The sequence below is a fragment of the Pseudomonas sp. PDM03 genome (assembly GCF_014852385.1).
In the GTDB taxonomy this organism is placed as follows: domain Bacteria; phylum Pseudomonadota; class Gammaproteobacteria; order Pseudomonadales; family Pseudomonadaceae; genus Aquipseudomonas; species Aquipseudomonas migulae.
The window spans coordinates 171,130-189,997 of record NZ_JACVBM010000014.1 but is presented as its reverse complement, the minus strand read 5'-3'; the positions used below and the strand labels follow the sequence as shown (position 1 = coordinate 189,997).

Genomic DNA, 18,868 nt, shown 5'->3' with positions numbered 1-18,868 from the left:
GCGTTCCGACGATGGCATCACCGCGGTGATTCAGAAACACCGTGTCGATGCCATCGTCGGAACGCCGCCCGCAGCAAGCCGGCTCCTACAAGGACGGATCTTCCGTACCGGGTCTTTATTTTTTTCGACTTAAGTTGCCCACTATGTTCAAACGCCTTGCCTGGCTGGCGCTCTGTGTCTGCGCCCCGCTGTCCGCCGCGCCTCACATCGACAATCAACGTTTGCAGCAACTGGCCAACGACCCCTTCTGGATTTCCCTGGGGCATTACGAAACCGCCAAGCTCGGTGGCTGGCGCAGCTATGTCAGCGACAGGAAGTTCTTTCTGGCGCCCGATGGCAACGAACACCCCGACCGCGAACTGGCGGCCACCGTGCAGGCGCTGTACGCCCCGGCCAGTGCCGGCGAAAAACATGCGCAATGCGTCTACCCGGCGCGTACCCGCTGGCTCAAGGCGCAACTCAACCTGACTGACTTGCCGGCCTTGGACTGTGCCGAATTCAAGCAATGGTTCAAGGATGTCTCGCCCCACAGCGCGGTGATGATTTTCCCGGCAGCCTACTTGAACAGTCCGTCATCGATGTTCGGCCACACGCTGCTGCGCATCGATCAGGCGGATGTGCAGAGCGACAAGACGTCATTGCTCAGCTATGCCATCAACTTCGGCGCCTACATCGAAGGTTCCGACAACAGCATTCTCTACGCCTGGAAAGGTTTGATGGGCGGCTACCCGGGCCTGTTTGCGCTGGTGCCGTATCAGGAAAAACTCTCGGAATACCGCAGCCTCGAAAACCGTGACCTGTGGGAATACCGGCTGAACCTGACACAGCAGGAAACCGAGCGCATGGTCGAGCACGTCTGGGAACTCAAGCAGATCCAGTTCGACTATTTCTTCTTCGACGAAAACTGCTCCTATCGCCTGCTGGAACTGCTGCAAGTGGCGCGTCCGAGCCTGCGCCTGACCGAACAATTCCCGCTGACCGCCATTCCCACCGATACGGTCAAAGCAGTGAAAGAAGCCGGACTGGTGGAGTCCATTCAGTATCGGCCGTCCCGCGAACGTGAACTGCTGAGCCGCGCCGAACCGTTGAATCCTGAAGAGCAGCAATGGGTGCTGAAAGTCAGCGCCGACCAGAAACAGTTGCAGGAACCGGCGTTCAAGGCGCAACCGCGCGAACGTCAGGCGCTGATCATTGACGCGGCTTACCGCCTCGAACGCTACCGCGCCAATGGCCAGGAACGCGACCCGCAGCGGGCTCAGCGCAGTTTTGAATTGCTGCGGGCGATCAACCAGAACCCGGCGCCGGAGCTGGACATCCCGCAACCGGGCTTGCCCGAAGATGGCCATGAATCGCGCACCTGGCAGGCCGGCCTCGGCACCCGGGGCGACAAGGCCTTCGGTGAATATGGCCTGCGCATGGCGTATCACGATCTCAACGACAACTCGGAAAGCTTTCCCCTCGGCGCGCAGATCGAAATCCTGCAGATGAAACTGCGCCAGTACGAAGGCAATCAGTGGCAGTTGCAACAACTGGATCTGGCGACCATTCGCTCCCTGACTCCGCGCAACGAGCTGCTGCAACCGCTGTCGTGGCAGGTCACCGGCGGCCTGGAGCGGGTGCCGGGCAAACATGACGATGAAACCCTCGTCAGTCATGTCAACGGTGGTGGTGGTGGCACGTGGCAACTGGGCGACGACATGCTCGGTTTTGCCTTGGGCACCGTACGCGTCGAGCACAATAACGACTTCGCCGGTTTCATCGCCCCGGCGGCGGGTTTTAACAGCGGAGTGCTATGGAAGAATCCGCTGGGCAATTTCAGCCTGGAGGCCAAGGGGGATTTCTTCACCAATGGCGAAGTACGCCGTAGTTTGAGTCTGAACCAGCAGTGGGAATTGTCGCGCAACCTGGGTCTGCGTCTGAGCGCCCAGCGCGAATTCAGCCATCTGGCCACACCCGAGAATGAAGTGATGCTTGAAGTGAAGTGGTATCACTACTGACCTGTAGGAGCCGGCTTGCTGGCGATGGCATCACCGCGGTGATTCAGATACACCGTGTTGATGCCATCGCCAGCAAGCCGGCTCCTACAAGCGATGGCGTCACCGCGGTGATTCAGATACACCGTGTTGATGCGATCGCCAGCAAGCCGGCTCCTACAGGTGATGGCGTCACTGCGGTGTAACTGAACGACCGTGTTGATGCCATCGCCGGCAAGCCGGCTCCTACAAGGGATCTGTGTAGTTCAACGGATTCATCACAGGCCTTTCACGAAGGTCTCACGAATGCACTTCTAGACTTGAACCATAGGCCGTTGAACGGCCGGGAGTCCGAGATGTGGCGTTGTGTGGGTGTGATGGGTGTGTTGCTGTTGTGCGCGGGTTGCCAGACGACTCACGAAGACCTGATTGCCAAGGGTTATCCTCCGGCATTCGCCGATGGTTTCGATGACGGCTGCAGCAGTGGTCGACAGGCTGCCGGGGCGATCACCGGTGAGTTTCGCAAGAACGTGCCGCGGTATCTCAAGGACAAGCCATACGCCGAAGGCTGGAGCGATGGTTTCCGCCAATGCCAGGCCATGCGCGAAAGCGAAGACCGAGAGGACTATCGCAGCCATCACTGGGACGAACGTGAAAAAGCCTGGCAACAGCAGAAAGATCAGGACGCCGCCCGTGCGTTTCGCTCGCAATGAGTCGCTGACAGACATCCGCCGAAACTAAAAGCCTGTGACCATGGCCTAAACCCTATAACGGGAGGAAACCATGAGTCGCGCCTTCGTCAATGAAGATAACGCCGCCGCGCAAGCCGATCAGCCCGTCGAACGGCAGGTCAGCACGCAGCCCAATTACGTCACGCCCGCAGGCCTTGCCCAGTTGCAGGCAAAAGTCGTCGGGTTGCAACAATTGCACAACGACCAATCGGCCAAAGGCGAACAGGCTGACAAGCAACGCCTGGCGGACCTTGAGCGGGATTTGCGTTACTTCAATCAGCGCCTGCAAAGCGCTCAAGTCGTGACCGCCGCCAGTTCAACGCAAAAGGTGCAGATCGGCAGCCGCGTGACCTTCGCCGACGAGCACAGCACCGAGCAAACCGTGCAATTGGTTGGTGAAGACCAGGCCGACGCGTCTGCGGGCCTGATCAACTGGGGTTCACCGCTGGGCCGGGCATTGCTTGGGGCGCAACTCGGCGACGAGGTGCTGTGGCAACGCCCGGCCGGCGATCAGACGATCGAAATCATCCGCATCGAACCGGCTTAAACCACACCCTGGGCGAGCATGGCGTCGGCGACTTTGACGAAACCGGCAATGTTCGCGCCTTTGACGTAGTTGATGCGGCCGTTCTCTTCGCCGTAATGCACGCACGCATGGTGGATCGACTGCATGATCCCGTGGAGTTTGCTGTCCACTTCCCCGCCGGTCCACAGCAGACGCATGGCGTTCTGCGACATCTCCAGCCCGCTCACCGCGACACCGCCGGCGTTGGACGCCTTGCCCGGCGCGAACAGAATCCCGGCCTCGATAAACAGGTCCACGGCTTCCAGGGTAGTCGGCATGTTCGCACCTTCCGCCACGCAGATGCAGCCGTTGCGCAGCAACGTGCGCGCGGCCTCGGCATCCAGTTCGTTTTGAGTGGCGCAGGGCAGCGCGATGTCGCACACCAGATCCCATGGGCACTGACCTGCGCGGAACTCCAGGCCAAAACGCGTGGCCAGCTCGCTGATCCGTCCACGCTTGACGTTTTTCAGCTCCAACAGCGCCAGCCACTGTTCTTCGGTCAAACCCGCCTCGCAGTACAGCGTGCCTTCGGAGTCCGAGAGCGAAATCACCTTGCCGCCCAGGTCCATGACCTTGCGCGCCGCGTACTGCGCAACGTTGCCGGAACCCGAGATCGCTACGCGCTTGCCTTCGACGGCTTCGCCGCTGCGCTTGAGCATTTCCTCGGCGAAGTACACGCAGCCGAAACCGGTGGCTTCCGGGCGAATCAGGCTGCCGCCATAGCTCGGGCCTTTGCCGGTCAGCACGCTGGTGAACTGGTTGCTCAGGCGCTTGTACTGGCCGAACAGGAAACCGATTTCGCGGGCACCGACGCCGATGTCGCCGGCCGGCACGTCAACGTCCGCACCGATGTGACGGTACAACTCGCTCATGAAGGCCTGGCAGAAGCGCATGACTTCCGCGTCGCTTTTGCCTTTAGGGTCGAAGTCCGAGCCACCCTTGCCACCGCCCATGGGCAACGAGGTCAGGGAGTTTTTGAAGGTCTGTTCGAAGGCGAGGAATTTCAGTACGCCGAGGTTCACCGAAGGATGGAAACGCAAGCCGCCCTTGTACGGACCGATCGCGCTGTTCATCTGGATGCGGAAACCGCGATTGACCTGCACCTTGCCGTGATCGTCGACCCAGGAAACACGGAACACAATCGCCCGCTCCGGCTCGCAGATCCGCTCCAGAATGCCGGAGGTCAGATAATGCGGATTGGCTTCGAGAAACGGCCACAGACTGCGCAGGACCTCTTCGACGGCCTGATGGAATTCAGGTTGGTCCGGGTCGCGTTTTTTCAGTCGGGCAAGGAAGGTTTCGACGGATTCGATCATGGAAAAGTCTCGGCAAATTTATTGTCGTTGGAAGAGATTGGGCCGGACTTTAGCAAACGGAGTGCGCACAGTAATAGAGCAAAATGTCGCGTTTATGAAATTAAATGGTGCGCAGGATATAAATAAACTCCCTTTTCAGGCTGATTTCGCACCTAAAAAGGGATTCACAATCCGGGTTTTGCACCATTAGTTACACCGCTATCGCGAGCAGGCTCGCTCCTACAATTTGAATTGCATTACCCCTGTGGGAGCGAGCCTGCTCGCGATGAATTCGCCACGGTGCCACTGAAAAAACCCATAAAAAAAACGGAGCCCGAAGGCTCCGTTTTTTTTATGCAACCAACCCGAAATCAGGCCAGTTTCTTGTGCCGTACACGATGCGGCTGGGAAGCCGCTTCGCCGAGGCGTTTCTTGCGATCGGCTTCGTACTCGGTGTAGTTACCTTCGAAGAACACCGCTTGCGAATCGTCTTCGTACGCCAGGATGTGCGTCGCGACGCGGTCAAGGAACCACCGATCGTGAGAGATCACAATGGCGGCGCCCGGGAAGTCCAGCAGGGCTTCTTCCAGGGAACGCAGGGTTTCAACGTCGAGGTCGTTGGACGGTTCGTCGAGCAGCAGGACGTTGCCGCCCTCTTTCAAGGTCAGGGCCAGGTGCAAGCGACCGCGCTCACCACCGGACAGGTCCTTGACGAACTTCTGTTGATCGCCGCCCTTGAAGTTGAAGCGACCGACGTAGGTACGCGACGGGATCTCGTAGTTGCCGATGCGGATCTGATCCGAACCGTCGGAGATTTGCTGGAACACAGTCTTGCTGCCGTCCAGGTCTTCGCGGCTCTGATCGACGCAGGCCAGTTGCACGGTTTCGCCGACTTCGATGCTGCCCGAATCCGGTTGTTCCTTGCCCATCAGCATGCGGAACAGCGTCGACTTACCGGCACCGTTACCGCCGATCACGCCAACGATGGCGCCTTTAGGCATGGAGAACGACAGGTTGTCGATCAGCACGCGATCGCCGTAGCCCTTGGAAACGTTCTTGAACTCGATGACCTTGTCGCCCAGGCGCGGACCGGCCGGGATGTAGATCTCGTTGGTTTCCGAACGCTTCTGGAATTCCTGCGATTGCATTTCTTCGAAGCGTTGCAGACGTGCCTTGGATTTGGACTGGCGGGCCTTGGCGCCTTTGCGCACCCACTCCAGTTCTTCCTTCATGGCTTTTTCGTGGGCCGACTGCTGCTTGGATTCGGCAGCGAGACGATCGGACTTGGCTTCAAGCCAACCCGAATAGTTGCCCTCGTACGGGATACCGGCGCCGCGGTCGAGCTCGAGGATCCAGCCAGCAACGTTGTCCAGGAAGTAACGGTCGTGCGTGATCGCAACGACAGTGCCCGGGAAGTCGTGGAGGAAGTGTTCCAGCCAGGCGACGGAATCGGCGTCCAGGTGGTTGGTCGGTTCGTCGAGCAGCAGCATGTCCGGTGCGGACAGCAGCAGGCGGCACAGGGCCACACGACGTTTTTCACCACCGGAAAGGAATTCGACCTTGGCGTCCCAGGCCGGCAGGCGCAGCGCATCGGCGGCGACTTCCAGTTGGCGATCCAGGTTGTGACCGTCGCTGGCTTGCAGGATGGCTTCGAGCTTGGCCTGTTCGGCGGCCAGTTTGTCGAAGTCGGCATCTTCATCAGCGTAAGCCGCGTAGACCTCGTCCAGGCGAGCCTGGGCGTTCTTGATCACGCTGACCGCTTCCTCGACCACTTCACGCACGGTCTTGGTCGGGTCCAGGATCGGTTCCTGTGGCAGGTAGCCGATGTTCAGCTCCGGCATCGGACGGGCTTCGCCCTCGAACTCGGTGTCGACGCCGGCCATGATTTTCAGCAGCGTGGATTTACCCGAACCGTTGAGGCCGAGCACGCCGATCTTGGCGCCGGGGAAGAAGGACAGCGAAATGTTTTTCAGGATTTCCCGCTTCGGCGGAACAACTTTGCCCAGCCGATGCATGGTGAAGACGTATTGAGCCATGGAGAACCTTGGGTCAGTGACAGATGAATGATTGGAGCGCAGGCGATGCCCGGCCAGGCCGTGCGCGTCGACGACTGATAGGTATCAATGCTGCGCGCTGAAAAAACCTGATTCTAGGAGCTGGAACGCTCCCGCGTAACCGGCAAAGCTACCTTATTGACAGAAGGCAGTCCAGCCGGGAGGGTCTGGCACTTTGCCACAACTCAAGGCATGCTAGCCGCCCTCCGGGCGTCCGGCTTATAGTGCACGTCGCGCCAGTCCAGCTAAACCGCAGGATTACAGTTTGTCTAATGTCACTCCGCCCTTGACCACCCGTGCACCGACTGCTGTGTCCGGTTCCCCCCTGCGCGGAACATTAAAGGGCGCGCTGGCGACACTCGTGCTTTTGCTGCTCGCGTTGCTGTTCTGGCAACTGCTGGATCAGCTGCGTGAAACCCAGAAAAACCAGCGCCAATACACCATCGACTACACCGCCGATCTGGCGGCGCAAGTCAGCCTGAATATGTCGCTCAATGCGCAGATCGCCCTCAACCTGCTACCGATCGTCGAACAGCCACAAAGCGCCGACGAACAGCAGGAGCTGCTGCGCAAGCTGCAAAAGTCCTTGCCCGACCTGCGCAGCCTCGCGTTGTTGAGCCCCTCAGGGAAAGTCATCAGCGACACCGCCGCCGACAGCGACGACGCCGACTACCTCGTCGAGCTGGTACGCCGCAGCCGTACCCAGGCACATTATTTCAGCAACGCCGATAACGGTTCGGTGGTGCACCTGTTGCTGCATCAAGCCAGCGGCAGCTCTCGGGGCTATTGGGTCCTGCGCCTGACGCCGAGCTTCTTCTCGTCATTGACCAAACCAGGCGAGGCCGGCATCCGCCCAATGTGGCTGGTGGAAAACCGCGTCAATCACCAGGTCATCAGCCGCGATGACTCACAGCCCCTGGCCAAGCCGAGCGAGCTGACCGCAAATGATGTGGCCAACAGCGTGCTGACGGTTCCCCTGACCGGCAGCGACTGGCAACTGCGCGGGTTGTTCGACCGGCAACGTGTGATCGAAGAACTGCTGCCGGCGTTTATCGGTAAATGCCTGTTGGGGCTGGCGCTCTCTTTACTGCCGCTGATCGCCCTGTTGAACATGCGCCGCCGTCAGCGCCAGGTGACTGAAGGTCGCCGGCGCTATCAGGATATTTTCGAAGGCACCGGCGTCGCCCTGTGCGTGCTCGATGTGTCTGGCCTCAAGAACGTCTTCGACAAAAACCAGTTGCACAGCACCGAACACCTGCAAACCTGGCTGGAAACCCCGGAACAGCGCCAGCAACTGTTGCAGGAACTGCGCATCACCGAGGTCAACCAGGTTGCCCTGCAACTGCTCAACGTCAATTCCTGCGAGCAAGCCTGGAAGTTGCTGATCGACGGCAATCCGCTGGATGGCACCGCCATCGGCAATCAAGTGCTCGAAGCGGTGCTCAACCAGCAAAAACAGTTCGAGCTGGAAATAAAACTGCAAGACGCCAATGGCCGCGATCAGCACCTGTGGCTGGTGATGCGCCTGCCGGAAAATCAGGACGACTATAAAGCGGTGATCCTGAGCATCAGCGACATCACCAGTCGCAAGCTCATCGAACTGTCGCTGCTTGAGCGTGAAGGGTTCTGGTCCGACGTGGTGCGCACCGTGCCGGATCATTTGTACGTCCAGGACGTGATCAGCCAGCGCATGATCTTCAGCAACCACCACCTGGGCCAGACACTCGGTTACAACCGCACCGAGCTGCACCAGATGGGCGAGTACTTCTGGGAAATCCTGCTGCACCCCGAAGATGCGGACCACTACCACCGCGCGCGACAGACCCAGCGGCACGCGGGCTATACGCAATTGCTGCAATGCCAACTGCGCTTCCGTCACCGCAACGGCAAATGGCGGCGTTTCGATATTCGTGAACAGGCGCTGGCGCGGGACAAACACGACCAGGTCACACGGATCATCGGCGTGGCCAAGGACATCACCGAGCAGATCGAGGCCAGTGAGTCCCTGCGCGACAGCGAGCAGCGCTACCGGATGCTCGCCGAAAGCATCAGCGACGTGATTTTCTCCACCGACAGCAAGCTCTCGCTCAACTACGTCAGCCCGTCGGTGCAAGCCGTGCTGGGCTACGACACCGAATGGATTTTCCAGAACGGCTGGCAGTCGACCATTGCCAACCCGCAGCAGTTGAGCGGCATCTACAACCTGATGGACCGCGTCAGCAAAGCGCTGGGCAAGCCCGACCAACTGGCGCTGCTTCGCAGTCAGGTGCAGACCCAACTGTTCCTGTTCGACTGCCTGCGTGCCGATGGGCGCAAGATTCCGATCGAGTTGCGGCTGGTGCTGGTCTGGGACGAACACGGTGCGTTCGAAGGCGTGCTCGGTGTCGGTCGCGACATCAGTCAGCAACGCCGCGCCGAGAAAGACCTGCGCATGGCGGCCACGGTATTCGAACACTCGACGTCGGCGATCCTGATCACCGACCCGGCAGGCTATATCGTGCAGGCCAACGAAGCGTTCAGTCGCGTGAGCGGCTATGCGGTGGAGCAAGTGCTCGACCAGTTGCCGAACATGCTGACCGTCGACGAGCAGCAGGAAGCGCACCTGCGCTATGTGCTCAAGCAATTGAACCAGCACAGCACCTGGGAAGGCGAAGTCTGGCTCAGGCGTCGTAACGGCGAGCATTACCCGGCGTGGGTCGGTATCACAGCGGTGCTCGACGATGAAGGCGATCTGGCCAGTTACGTGTGTTTCTTCAGCGACATCAGCGAGCGCAAGGCCAGTGAACAACGGATTCACCGCCTCGCCTATTACGACGCCCTGACGCACCTGCCCAACCGTACGCTGTTCCAGGACCGCCTGCACACCGCGCTGCAATCGGCGGAACGGCAGAAGTCCTGGGTGGTGCTGATGTTCCTCGACCTCGACCGTTTCAAGCCGATCAACGACTCCCTGGGCCACGCCGCCGGCGATCGCATGCTCAAGGAAATGGCCACGCGCCTGCTTGGTTGCGTCGATGACGACGACACCGTGGCGCGCATGGGCGGCGACGAATTCACCTTGCTCCTGCAACCGCGGGCCAACCGCGAAATCGCCCTCAACCGGGCGATTCACGTGGCCGAACAGATTCTCGCCAGCCTGGTGAAACCGTTCGTGCTTGAAGGCCGCGAATTCTTCGTCACCGCCAGTATCGGCATCGCCCTGAGCCCGCAGGACGGCAACGAACTCAGTCAGCTGATGAAGAACGCCGACACCGCGATGTACCACGCCAAGGAACGCGGCAAGAACAACTTCCAGTTCTATCAGGCGGACATGAACGCCAGTGCCCTCGAGCGTCTGGAGCTGGAAAGCGACTTGCGTCACGCCCTGGAACAGAACGAATTCGTTCTGTACTACCAGCCGCAATTCAGTGGCGACGGCAAACGCCTGACCGGCGCCGAAGCCTTGCTGCGCTGGCGTCATCCGCGCCGAGGCCTGGTGCCGCCGGGGGATTTCATTCCGGTGCTCGAAGAACTGGGTCTGGTGGTGGACGTCGGCGACTGGGTGATCAGCGAGGCGTGCCGTCAGCTCAAGACCTGGCATCAGGCCAAGGTGCGGGTACCGAAGGTGTCGGTAAACATCTCTGCCCGGCAGTTCTCCGACGGCCAGCTCGGCACGCGGATCGCCACCATCCTCAAGGAAACAGGCCTGCCACCGGCGTGCCTGGAACTGGAGCTGACCGAAAGTATCCTGATGCGCGAAGTCAGCGAGGCGATGCAGATTCTGGCCGGGCTGAAAAACCTCGGGCTGAGCATCGCGGTCGACGACTTCGGCACCGGTTATTCGTCGCTCAACTACCTCAAGCAGTTCCCGATCGACGTGCTGAAAATCGACCGTACCTTTGTCGATGGCTTGCCGTCGGGTGAACAGGATGCGCAGATCGCCCGGGCGATCATCGCCATGGCCCACAGCCTTAACCTGGCGGTGATCGCCGAGGGCGTGGAAACCCATGAGCAGCTGGACTTCCTGCGTGAGCATGGCTGCGATGAGGTTCAGGGTTACCTGTTCGGTCGGCCGATGCCGGCGGGCCGGTTTGAAGCGCAGTTCAGTAATGATGCGTTGTTCATGTTCGATTGAGGTTGTGCAGTGGGGCTGATGGCCCCATCGCCGGCAAGCCGGCTCCTACAGGGGATCGCATTCCAACCGTAGGAGCGAGGCTTGCCCGCGAAGAGGCCGGCACGATCGCCGCCGATTCCTGCATGAACACCACTTGTCTGCGACATGATGCCCTTTCATATGCCATCTAAATCCCATTGGGTTAGAATGCCCCCCTTTTCTGCCCCGATCCTTGAGGACCGCCATGTTCAGCCGTGATTTGACTATTGCCAAGTACGACGCCGATCTTTTTGCCGCCATGGAGCAAGAAGCTCAGCGCCAGGAAGAACACATCGAGCTGATCGCTTCGGAAAACTACACCAGCCCTGCGGTGATGGAAGCTCAAGGCTCGGTACTGACCAACAAGTACGCCGAAGGCTACCCGGGCAAGCGCTACTACGGTGGTTGCGAGTTCGTCGACGTCGTTGAGCAACTGGCCATCGACCGTGCCAAAGAACTGTTCGGCGCCGATTACGCCAACGTTCAGCCGCACGCCGGTTCGCAAGCCAACAGCGCCGTTTACCTGGCCCTGCTGCAAGCTGGCGACACCATCCTGGGCATGAGCCTGGCTCACGGTGGTCACCTGACCCACGGTGCCAGCGTTTCGTCCTCCGGCAAACTGTACAACGCCGTTCAGTACGGCATCGACGCCAATGGCCTGATCGACTACGACGAAGTCGAGCGCCTGGCCGTTGAGCACAAGCCGAAAATGATCGTGGCCGGTTTCTCTGCTTACTCGCAGATCCTCGACTTCCCGCGCTTCCGCGCAATCGCTGACAAGGTTGGCGCCTACCTGTTCGTCGACATGGCCCACGTGGCCGGTCTGGTCGCCGCTGGCGTTTACCCGAACCCGGTGCCATTCGCTGACGTCGTGACCACCACCACGCACAAGACCCTGCGCGGTCCACGTGGCGGCCTGATCCTGGCTCGCGCCAACGCCGACATCGAGAAGAAGCTGAACTCCGCAGTATTCCCGGGCGCCCAGGGTGGCCCGCTGGAGCACGTGATCGCCGCCAAAGCGATCTGCTTCAAGGAAGCGCTGCAGCCTGAGTTCAAGGCTTACCAGCAACAAGTGGTGAAAAACGCCCAGGCCATGGCCAGCGTCTTCATCGAGCGCGGTTTCGACGTGGTTTCCGGCGGTACTGAAAACCACCTGTTCCTGCTGTCGCTGATCAAGCAGGAAATCTCCGGTAAAGACGCTGACGCCGCTCTGGGCAAAGCATTCATCACCGTGAACAAGAACTCCGTGCCAAACGATCCACGCTCCCCGTTCGTCACCTCCGGCCTGCGCTTCGGCACTCCGGCTGTGACCACTCGCGGCTTCAAGGAAGCAGAGTGCAAAGAGCTGGCCGGCTGGATCTGCGACATCCTGGCTGACCTGAACAACGAAGCGGTGATCGACGCCGTTCGTGAGAAGGTCAAGGCTATCTGCAAGAAGCTGCCGGTGTACGGCGCTTAATTCGCCCGTTAAACCGTAGTTAGAAAAAACCGGCCAGTGATGGCCGGTTTTTTTTCGCCTGCGATTTGTGGGTGCCGGCTGGCTGGAGCGCTTGTTCTTGAGCCTTGCATTGATCTTTTGGGCGCCATCGCCAGCAAGCCGGCTCCTACACACCCAGCTTCGCTGGTCAGACCGGTCATGCCAATTTTCAGGTTTTCACTTGTAATCGTAAAAAAATCCGGCGTAGACTGCGGCTGCACTGGACATACCGGTAAGACCACAATAATTAAGTCCTGAATCTGATGCGCGCAGCGCACGGCAGCCAGGACACCGACCAGGATTCCTCCCATGCTCAGATGGTGCTCGCGTTCAATCTTCCTTCAAGTGGTTCTCGGACTGGTGCTCGGCATCGTCTGCGGGCTGACCCTTCCCGAATACTCCGCTCAGCTCAAACCCCTCGGCGACGGTTTCATCAAACTGATCAAGATGCTCATCGGCCTGATCGTGTTCTGCGTGGTGGTCAGCGGCATCAGCGGCGCCGGCGACCTGAAGAAGGTCGGACGCATCGGCCTGAAATCGGTGATCTACTTTGAAGTGCTGACCACCATCGCCCTGGTGATTGGCCTGGTGTTCGCCTTCAGCACCGGCATCGGCAGCGGCGCGAACATTCATCTGGAGCAGCTGTCTGCCGCCGACATGGGCGACATCGCCCAGCGCGGCCAGCACATGCACACCACCACGCAGTTCCTGATGGACCTGATTCCGACTTCGGTGATCGGCGCCTTTGCCGACAACAACATCCTGCAGGTCCTGCTGTTTTCAGTGCTGTTCGGCAGCGCACTGAACCTGGTGGGAGAAGCCGCGTCGGGCATTTCCCGGCTGATCAATGAGCTGAGCCACGTGATCTTCCGCATCATGGGCATGATCGTGCGCCTGGCGCCGATCGGCGTGTTCGGCGCGATTGCCTTCACCACCAGCAAATATGGCCTGGACTCCCTGCAACACCTGGGCAGCCTGGTCGGTCTTTTCTACCTGACGTGTGTCGCGTTCGTGACGCTGATTCTCGGCCTGGTGATGCGCCTGTCCGGCCTGCGCATGTGGCCGCTGCTCAAATACCTGCGCGAAGAACTGATGATCGTCATGGGCACCGCATCGTCCGACGCCGTGCTGCCGCAAATCATGCGCAAGCTCGAACATCTGGGTATCGGCAGTTCAACGGTCGGGCTGGTGATTCCCACCGGTTACTCATTCAACCTCGACGGTTTTTCGATCTACCTGACATTGGCCATTGTGTTCATCGCCAATGCCACCGGCACGCCGTTGGCCATGACTGATTTGCTGACCATTTTGCTGGTGTCGCTGATCACCTCCAAAGGGGCTCACGGGATTCCCGGCTCGGCGCTGGTGATTCTGGCAGCGACACTGACGGCCATCCCGGCGATTCCGGTGGTCGGTCTGGTGCTGGTACTGGCGGTGGACTGGTTCATGGGCATCGGCCGCGCGCTGACCAACCTGATCGGCAACTGCGTCGCCACCGTGGCCATCGCCCGATGGGAAAAAGACATCGATATCCAACGCGCAAACAAGGTGCTTTCCGGTCAGGTGGGTTATACCTTCCAGCCTCGAAAACCGGTCGCGCCCGCGCACCAGCAGGAATTTTAAACAACGTGTGCCCGCCTATGGCCGGGCACATTATCGCGACTTGGAGCGAACAGTGATTACCTCGTCAACCGTCGTAAATTCAGTAGTGGAAAAACTTCGTGCCGCGCTGGCACGTGGGCAATGGCGCTCCGGCGAGATGCTGCCGGGGCAACGTGAACTGGCCGAACAACTGGGTATCAGCCGTCCGAGCCTGCGCGAGGCGGTCATCGTCCTGGAAACCCTCGGTCTGGTGCGCTCGATGCCGGGCAAAGGCGTGGTGGTGCTCGATGCCCAACTGACAGACAGCCAAAGCCACGACAGTGCAGTGGCCGGCGCGAGCCTGGAAGACGTGCTGCAACTGCGCTACACCCTTGAGCCGTTTATCGTCGGCCTGGTGGCGCAGTCGATCAGCAGCAAGGAAGTCGGGCAATTGCGCCTGACCCTGATGGACATGCGCGAAGCTCTGGAGGCGAACGACAGCGAAGCCGGGGTCAACGCCTACATCGCGTTCCACGAAGAGCTGTTCACGCTGACCTCGAACCCGATTTTCCAGAGCGTGGTACAGCAGACCAGCAACGCCCTCAAGCAAAGCGCCGAGGTGCTGCGCAACTCCCCCGAGCATCTGGCCGAACGCCTCGAAGAAAACGAAGCCGTGGTGCGCGCGATCCGCAGCAAAAACAGCGCCCTGGCGAGTGCCGAAATGCGTCGGCACATTCTTCGCGAAGGCCAGCGGATGGGCATCGAATTGAATATCCCGGACGACAACCTCGGCAGTTGAACCCTCTTGGAACCGGAGACAGGCCATGAACAGCTTCGCTTCAGCGCAAACTCTTGTTGCCCTGCCCTTTCCCGCGCCGACGGATGACCTCTACTCGCGAGTCTTCGACGCCATTCTTGAACAACGCATCGATGCGGCCAGTCGCTTTACCGAAGAAAGCCTGGCGCAGATGTACGGCGTTCGCCGCAGTGACATGCGTGGGGTGCTGACGCAGTTGTCCCATCAGCAGATCATCGTGTTGCGCACTCACCATCGTCCCCGAGTCGCTGCGCTCGATCACGAGCAAGTCCGGCAGACGCTGCATGCGCGGCGGCTGACCGAAACCACGGTGGTGCGGCTGGCGTGTCAGCAGCCCCGTGCGCAGGACTTGAAATGTCTGCGTGGGTTGATTGATCGCGAGCGCCAATGTGCCGCGCATGGCTCGGCGATCAGGTTGGCGGGGGCGTTTCATCTGCAGCTGGCCGAAATGGCGGGGAATGCACCGTTGGCGCATTTTCTGGGCAGCCTGGTGCCACTGACTTCGCTGGCGATTGCGCAGTTTGATGTATCCGTGGAGGGTTATTGCGATTGGCGGGTGCATTCCGCGATTCTGGATGCGGTGGAGCGTGGGGATGCGGTGAAGGCGGTCTCGCTGCTGAGCGGGCACCTGGATGATCTTGAGGAAATATTGCTGAACTCAGGACTTGGGCTTAGTCAGGATCGTGTTGCTGGTTAGATCGCTTTCGCGGGCAAGCCTCGCTCCTACGGATATCACCGACTGTAGGAGCGAGGCTTGCCCGCGAAGGCGTTATCACTGACGAACGAAACGATTCAATCCGCCGCCACCCGCGCAAACCCCTCGCGAATCTTTTCTTCCGGCAATTCATCGGCAATAAACACAATCACGCTTTCCCGCGCCTCGCCCTCTGCCCATACCGTGTCCCAGTCGAAGCCATACAACTTCAACACCCCCTGAAACACCATGCGCCGCGGCTCGCCAAGGATGTTCAGCACGCCTTTGTAGCGCAGCAACTGCTTGCCATGTTCTTCCAGCAGTTCGTTCATGAACTCGCTGAGCTTGTCGATATCCAGCGGCTTGTCGGTGCGCAGCACCAGGCTGGAAATGCGGTCGATGGAAGGCGCTTTGCTGACCGGGCGCAAACTCACGCCTCCACCCAGGTCGGCATTGAGGTTGAAGCCGCGCACATCGAGCAGTTCGGCCAGATCGATCTGGCCGTGGTCGACCACGCGAATCGGCGCGCGACGGTTGATACGGGTCAGGCGCTCGCTCAACGCAGTGAAGGTCGGTTCGTCCACCAGATCGCGTTTGCTCACCAGCAAGCGGTCGGCGAAACCAATCTGCGCCTGGGCGATGGTTTGTGTCAGGTGTACGTCGGCGTGCGCGGCATCGACCAACGTGATGATGCCGTCGAGGATGTAACGCTCACGCAGTTCTTCGTCGATGAAGAAGGTTTGCGCCACCGGTGCCGGATCCGCCAGGCCGGTGCACTCGATCACCAGACGGTCGAAGGCGATTTCTCCACTGTCGAGCCGCTCAAGCAACAGGTAGAGCGCTTTGGTCAGGTCGGTGTGGATGGTGCAGCAGACGCAGCCGTTGGACAGCGTCATCACTTGCACCGGCTCGTCGCCCAACAGTTGGGTGTCGATGCCGGCGTCACTGAATTCGTTTTCGATCACGGCGATTTTCAGGCCGTGCTCGGCTTTGAGCAGGTGGCGCAACAGCGTGGTCTTGCCGGCGCCGAGGAAGCCGCTGAGGATCGTGACGGGGATGGGAGAGGACAACTGGAGTCTCCTGCTTTACAAAATTAGAAAACAACATAAAACAAATGTGGGAGCTAGCCTGCTGGCGATGGCGGACTGTCAATCAACAATGATGTTGAATGTTCAGCCGCCATCGCCAGCAGGCTAGCTCCCACAGGGATTGCTGTTAACCCGACAACCGGGTCAACAGCACTTCGGCCCACCCTTGCCACCGTAACGGGCTTCCTGACGTTCCCGAAAGAACATTTCGTAGCTCATCACCGGTTTGTCCGGGTGTTTGGTCTGCATATGCTCGACGTAGTTGTCGTAGTCGGGCATGCCGACCATCAGGCGCGCGGCCTGACCGAGGTATTTACCGAGGCGACTCAGGTCATTGAACATGCTGCAATCCTCGATTACGCGTCGGGCAAGGCCTGGAATGGCGATTCTTTATCCGTACGCTCTTTTTTACCCCAGGCGGCAATGCCGACCTTGAGTGCATAGAACAGGATACTGAACACCACGAACAGGAACAGCGCGGTCAGCGTTGCGTTGGTGTAGGCGTTGAAAATCACGTGTTGCATCTGGGTGATGTCCTTGGCCGGGGCGAGGATCTGACCGTTGGCCAGCGCATCGCTGTATTTTTTGGCCAGCGACAGGAAGCCGATCGCCGGGTTGGCGTCGAACAGCTTGATGAAGCCGGCAGTGGTGGTGCAGATCAGCAGCCAGACCGCAGGCAGCATGGTCACCCAGACGTAGCGTTGGCGTTTCATTTTGATCAGCACGACGGTGCCGAGCATCAGCGCGATACCGGCCAGCATCTGGTTGGAGATACCGAACAACGGCCACAAGGTGTTGATGCCACCCAGCGGATCGATCACGCCCTGATACAGCAACCAGCCCCACATCGCCACACAACCGGCGGTGGCGATCAGGTTGGCGGTCCAGGATTCGGTGCGTTTCAGCGCCGGCACGAAGGAGCCGAGCAAGTCCTGCAACATGAAGCGACCGGCACGGGTACCGGCGTCTACAGCTGTCAGGATGAACAGAGCTTCGAACAGGATCGCAAAGTGGTACCAGAACGCCATGGTGTTTTCACCCGGCAGGACACTGTGCAGGATCTGCGCGATACCGACCGCCAGGGTCGGCGCACCGCCGGCGCGGGCCAGGATGGTGGTTTCACCGATGTCCTTGGCCACCGCTTGCAGCGCTTCCGGAGTAATTGCAAAGCCCCAGCTGCTGACAGTTTGTGCAACCGCTACCACGTCACCACCGACGACGGCCGCCGGGCTGTTCATGGCGAAATACACGCCTGGCTCGATCACCGAAGCGGCAACCATCGCCATGATGGCCACGAACGATTCCATCAGCATGCCGCCGTAACCGATGTAACGGGCATTGACCTCGTTATCCAGCAGTTTTGGCGTGGTGCCGGAGGAGATCAGCGCGTGGAAACCCGAGACCGCGCCACAGGCGATGGTGATGAACAGGAACGGGAACAGACCGCCTTTCCATACCGGGCCGGTGCCATCGATGAACTGGGTCAGCGCAGGCATTTTCAGCTCGGGCATGGTGACCAGGATGCCGATCGCCAGTGCGATGATGGTGCCGATTTTCAGGAACGTCGACAGGTAGTCACGCGGCGCCAGAATCAGCCACACTGGCAACGAGGCGGCCACGAAACCGTAACCGACCAGCATCCAGGTGATCTGCACGCCAGTGAAGGTGAAGGCTTTGGCCCAGACCGGGTCTGCGGCAATCTGCCCGCCGAGCCAGATCGAACCCAGCAGCAACAGCACGCCGACGATGGAGATTTCACCGATGCGGCCCGGGCGGATGTAGCGCATGTAGATGCCCATGAACATCGCGATCGGGATGGTTGCCATCACCGTGAAAATGCCCCACGGGCTTTCAGCCAGGGCTTTGACCACGATCAGCGCCAGCACCGCGAGGATGATGATCATGATCAGGAAGCAGCCGAACAGCGCGATGGTGCCGGGGATGCGGCCCATTTCTTCGCGGACCATGTCACCGAGTGAACGGCCGTTGCGGCGGGTGGACATGAACAGGACCATGAAATCCTGAACCGCACCGGCCAGCACCACGCCGGCGATCAGCCACAGCGTGCCGGGCAAGTAGCCCATCTGCGCCGCCAACACCGGACCGACCAGCGGCCCCGCGCCAGCGATGGCCGCGAAGTGGTGACCGAAGAGGATGTGTTTGTTGGTAGGGACGTAGTCCAGACCATCATTGTTGAGCACGGCGGGGGTGGCCCGTCGCGAATCGAGTTGCATCACGTTGTTAGCGATGAACAGACTGTAGTAACGGTACGCAACCAGATAAATGGCCACGGCAGCGACCACAATCCACAAGGCGTTGATTGCCTCGCCGCGGCGCAATGCCACTACACCAAGGGCGCACGCTCCGACGATTGCCAGCAGCAGCCAGGGTAGATGGCGTAGCGGGCTATTATTATTTTTCATTTTTTTATTCCAGCCAGGGTGGACAAGAAAGACAGCCA

Annotated in this window: 14 protein-coding genes; 8 read left to right on the top strand and 6 right to left on the bottom strand. The window is 59.9% G+C overall.

The annotated features are described in order from the left end of the window. Positions 1–143: 143 nt before the first annotated feature. From IB254_RS19710 to IB254_RS19700, 3 genes are all read left to right on the top strand, one after another. Positions 144–1,997 (top strand): DUF4105 domain-containing protein, encoded by a 1,854-nt coding sequence (locus IB254_RS19710; RefSeq protein ID WP_192418949.1) that lies wholly within the window; start codon positions 144–146, stop codon positions 1,995–1,997. Between the two features lie 332 nt (positions 1,998–2,329). Further along, entirely contained in the window at positions 2,330–2,686 is a 357-nt protein-coding gene (locus tag IB254_RS19705; protein ID WP_008037920.1) for a hypothetical protein, read from the top strand. Positions 2,687–2,756: 70 nt separating this feature from the next. After that, positions 2,757–3,251: a GreA/GreB family elongation factor gene (locus IB254_RS19700; protein ID WP_192418947.1), complete on the top strand. Its 495-nt coding sequence runs from the start codon at positions 2,757–2,759 to the stop codon at positions 3,249–3,251. Here the strand turns inward: IB254_RS19700 and gdhA are convergent. Together gdhA and ettA are read right to left on the bottom strand one after the other, a co-directional pair. Beyond that, the gene (gene gdhA / locus IB254_RS19695; protein WP_192418945.1) at positions 3,248–4,585 is read right to left on the bottom strand and encodes an NADP-specific glutamate dehydrogenase; all 1,338 of its coding nucleotides are present in this window, start codon (positions 4,583–4,585) and stop codon (positions 3,248–3,250) included. The genes IB254_RS19700 and gdhA overlap by 4 nt on opposite strands. A 350-nt stretch (positions 4,586–4,935) precedes the next feature. Then, complete coding sequence (gene ettA / locus IB254_RS19690) at positions 4,936–6,600, bottom strand: energy-dependent translational throttle protein EttA (RefSeq protein WP_008028865.1); 1,665 nt, start codon at positions 6,598–6,600, stop codon at positions 4,936–4,938. A 283-nt stretch (positions 6,601–6,883) separates the two neighbouring features. Between ettA and IB254_RS19685 the strand changes: the two genes are divergently transcribed. Then, positions 6,884–10,732: a bifunctional diguanylate cyclase/phosphodiesterase gene (locus IB254_RS19685; RefSeq protein WP_192418943.1), complete on the top strand. Its 3,849-nt coding sequence runs from the start codon at positions 6,884–6,886 to the stop codon at positions 10,730–10,732. Positions 10,733–10,955: 223 nt separating this feature from the next. Then, positions 10,956–12,209 carry a serine hydroxymethyltransferase gene (gene glyA, locus IB254_RS19680; RefSeq protein WP_008028869.1) on the top strand — a complete coding sequence of 418 codons (1,254 nt, stop codon included), beginning with the start codon at positions 10,956–10,958 and terminating at the stop codon, positions 12,207–12,209. An 8-nt stretch (positions 12,210–12,217) separates the two neighbouring features. Here the strand turns inward: glyA and IB254_RS29525 are convergent, their stop codons facing one another. Continuing rightward, a complete protein-coding gene (locus tag IB254_RS29525) occupies positions 12,218–12,538 on the bottom strand; it encodes a hypothetical protein (protein WP_225602423.1) in 321 nt (106 codons plus the stop codon). On the opposite strand from IB254_RS29525, the gene IB254_RS19675 reads away from it, so the two are divergent. Genes IB254_RS19675 through IB254_RS19665 form a run of 3 tightly spaced genes read left to right on the top strand, consistent with a single transcriptional unit; the run spans position 12,537 to position 15,322 of the window. Beyond that, a complete protein-coding gene (locus IB254_RS19675; RefSeq protein ID WP_192418941.1) occupies positions 12,537–13,850 on the top strand; it encodes a C4-dicarboxylate transporter DctA in 1,314 nt (437 codons plus the stop codon). The genes IB254_RS29525 and IB254_RS19675 overlap by 2 nt on opposite strands. Before the next feature lie 52 nt (positions 13,851–13,902). Beyond that, positions 13,903–14,607, top strand: a complete 705-nt coding sequence (locus IB254_RS19670) for a FadR/GntR family transcriptional regulator (RefSeq protein ID WP_008040325.1) — start codon at positions 13,903–13,905, stop codon at positions 14,605–14,607. 25 nt (positions 14,608–14,632) lie between these two features. Next, positions 14,633–15,322 carry a GntR family transcriptional regulator gene (locus IB254_RS19665; protein WP_192418939.1) on the top strand — a complete coding sequence of 230 codons (690 nt, stop codon included), beginning with the start codon at positions 14,633–14,635 and terminating at the stop codon, positions 15,320–15,322. A 95-nt stretch (positions 15,323–15,417) separates the two neighbouring features. Here IB254_RS19665 and yjiA read toward each other — a convergent pair whose 3' ends face one another. The 3 genes from yjiA to IB254_RS19650 form a co-directional block, all read right to left on the bottom strand. Beyond that, positions 15,418–16,389, bottom strand: a complete 972-nt coding sequence (yjiA, locus tag IB254_RS19660; RefSeq protein WP_192418937.1) for a GTPase — start codon at positions 16,387–16,389, stop codon at positions 15,418–15,420. A gap of 162 nt (positions 16,390–16,551) precedes the next feature. Beyond that, complete coding sequence (locus IB254_RS19655; protein ID WP_007895266.1) at positions 16,552–16,749, bottom strand: YbdD/YjiX family protein; 198 nt, start codon at positions 16,747–16,749, stop codon at positions 16,552–16,554. A 14-nt stretch (positions 16,750–16,763) separates the two neighbouring features. Next, on the bottom strand, positions 16,764–18,830 hold the full coding sequence (locus IB254_RS19650) for a carbon starvation CstA family protein (RefSeq protein WP_192418935.1): 2,067 nt from the start codon (positions 18,828–18,830) through the stop codon (positions 16,764–16,766). Positions 18,831–18,868 lie beyond the last annotated feature (38 nt).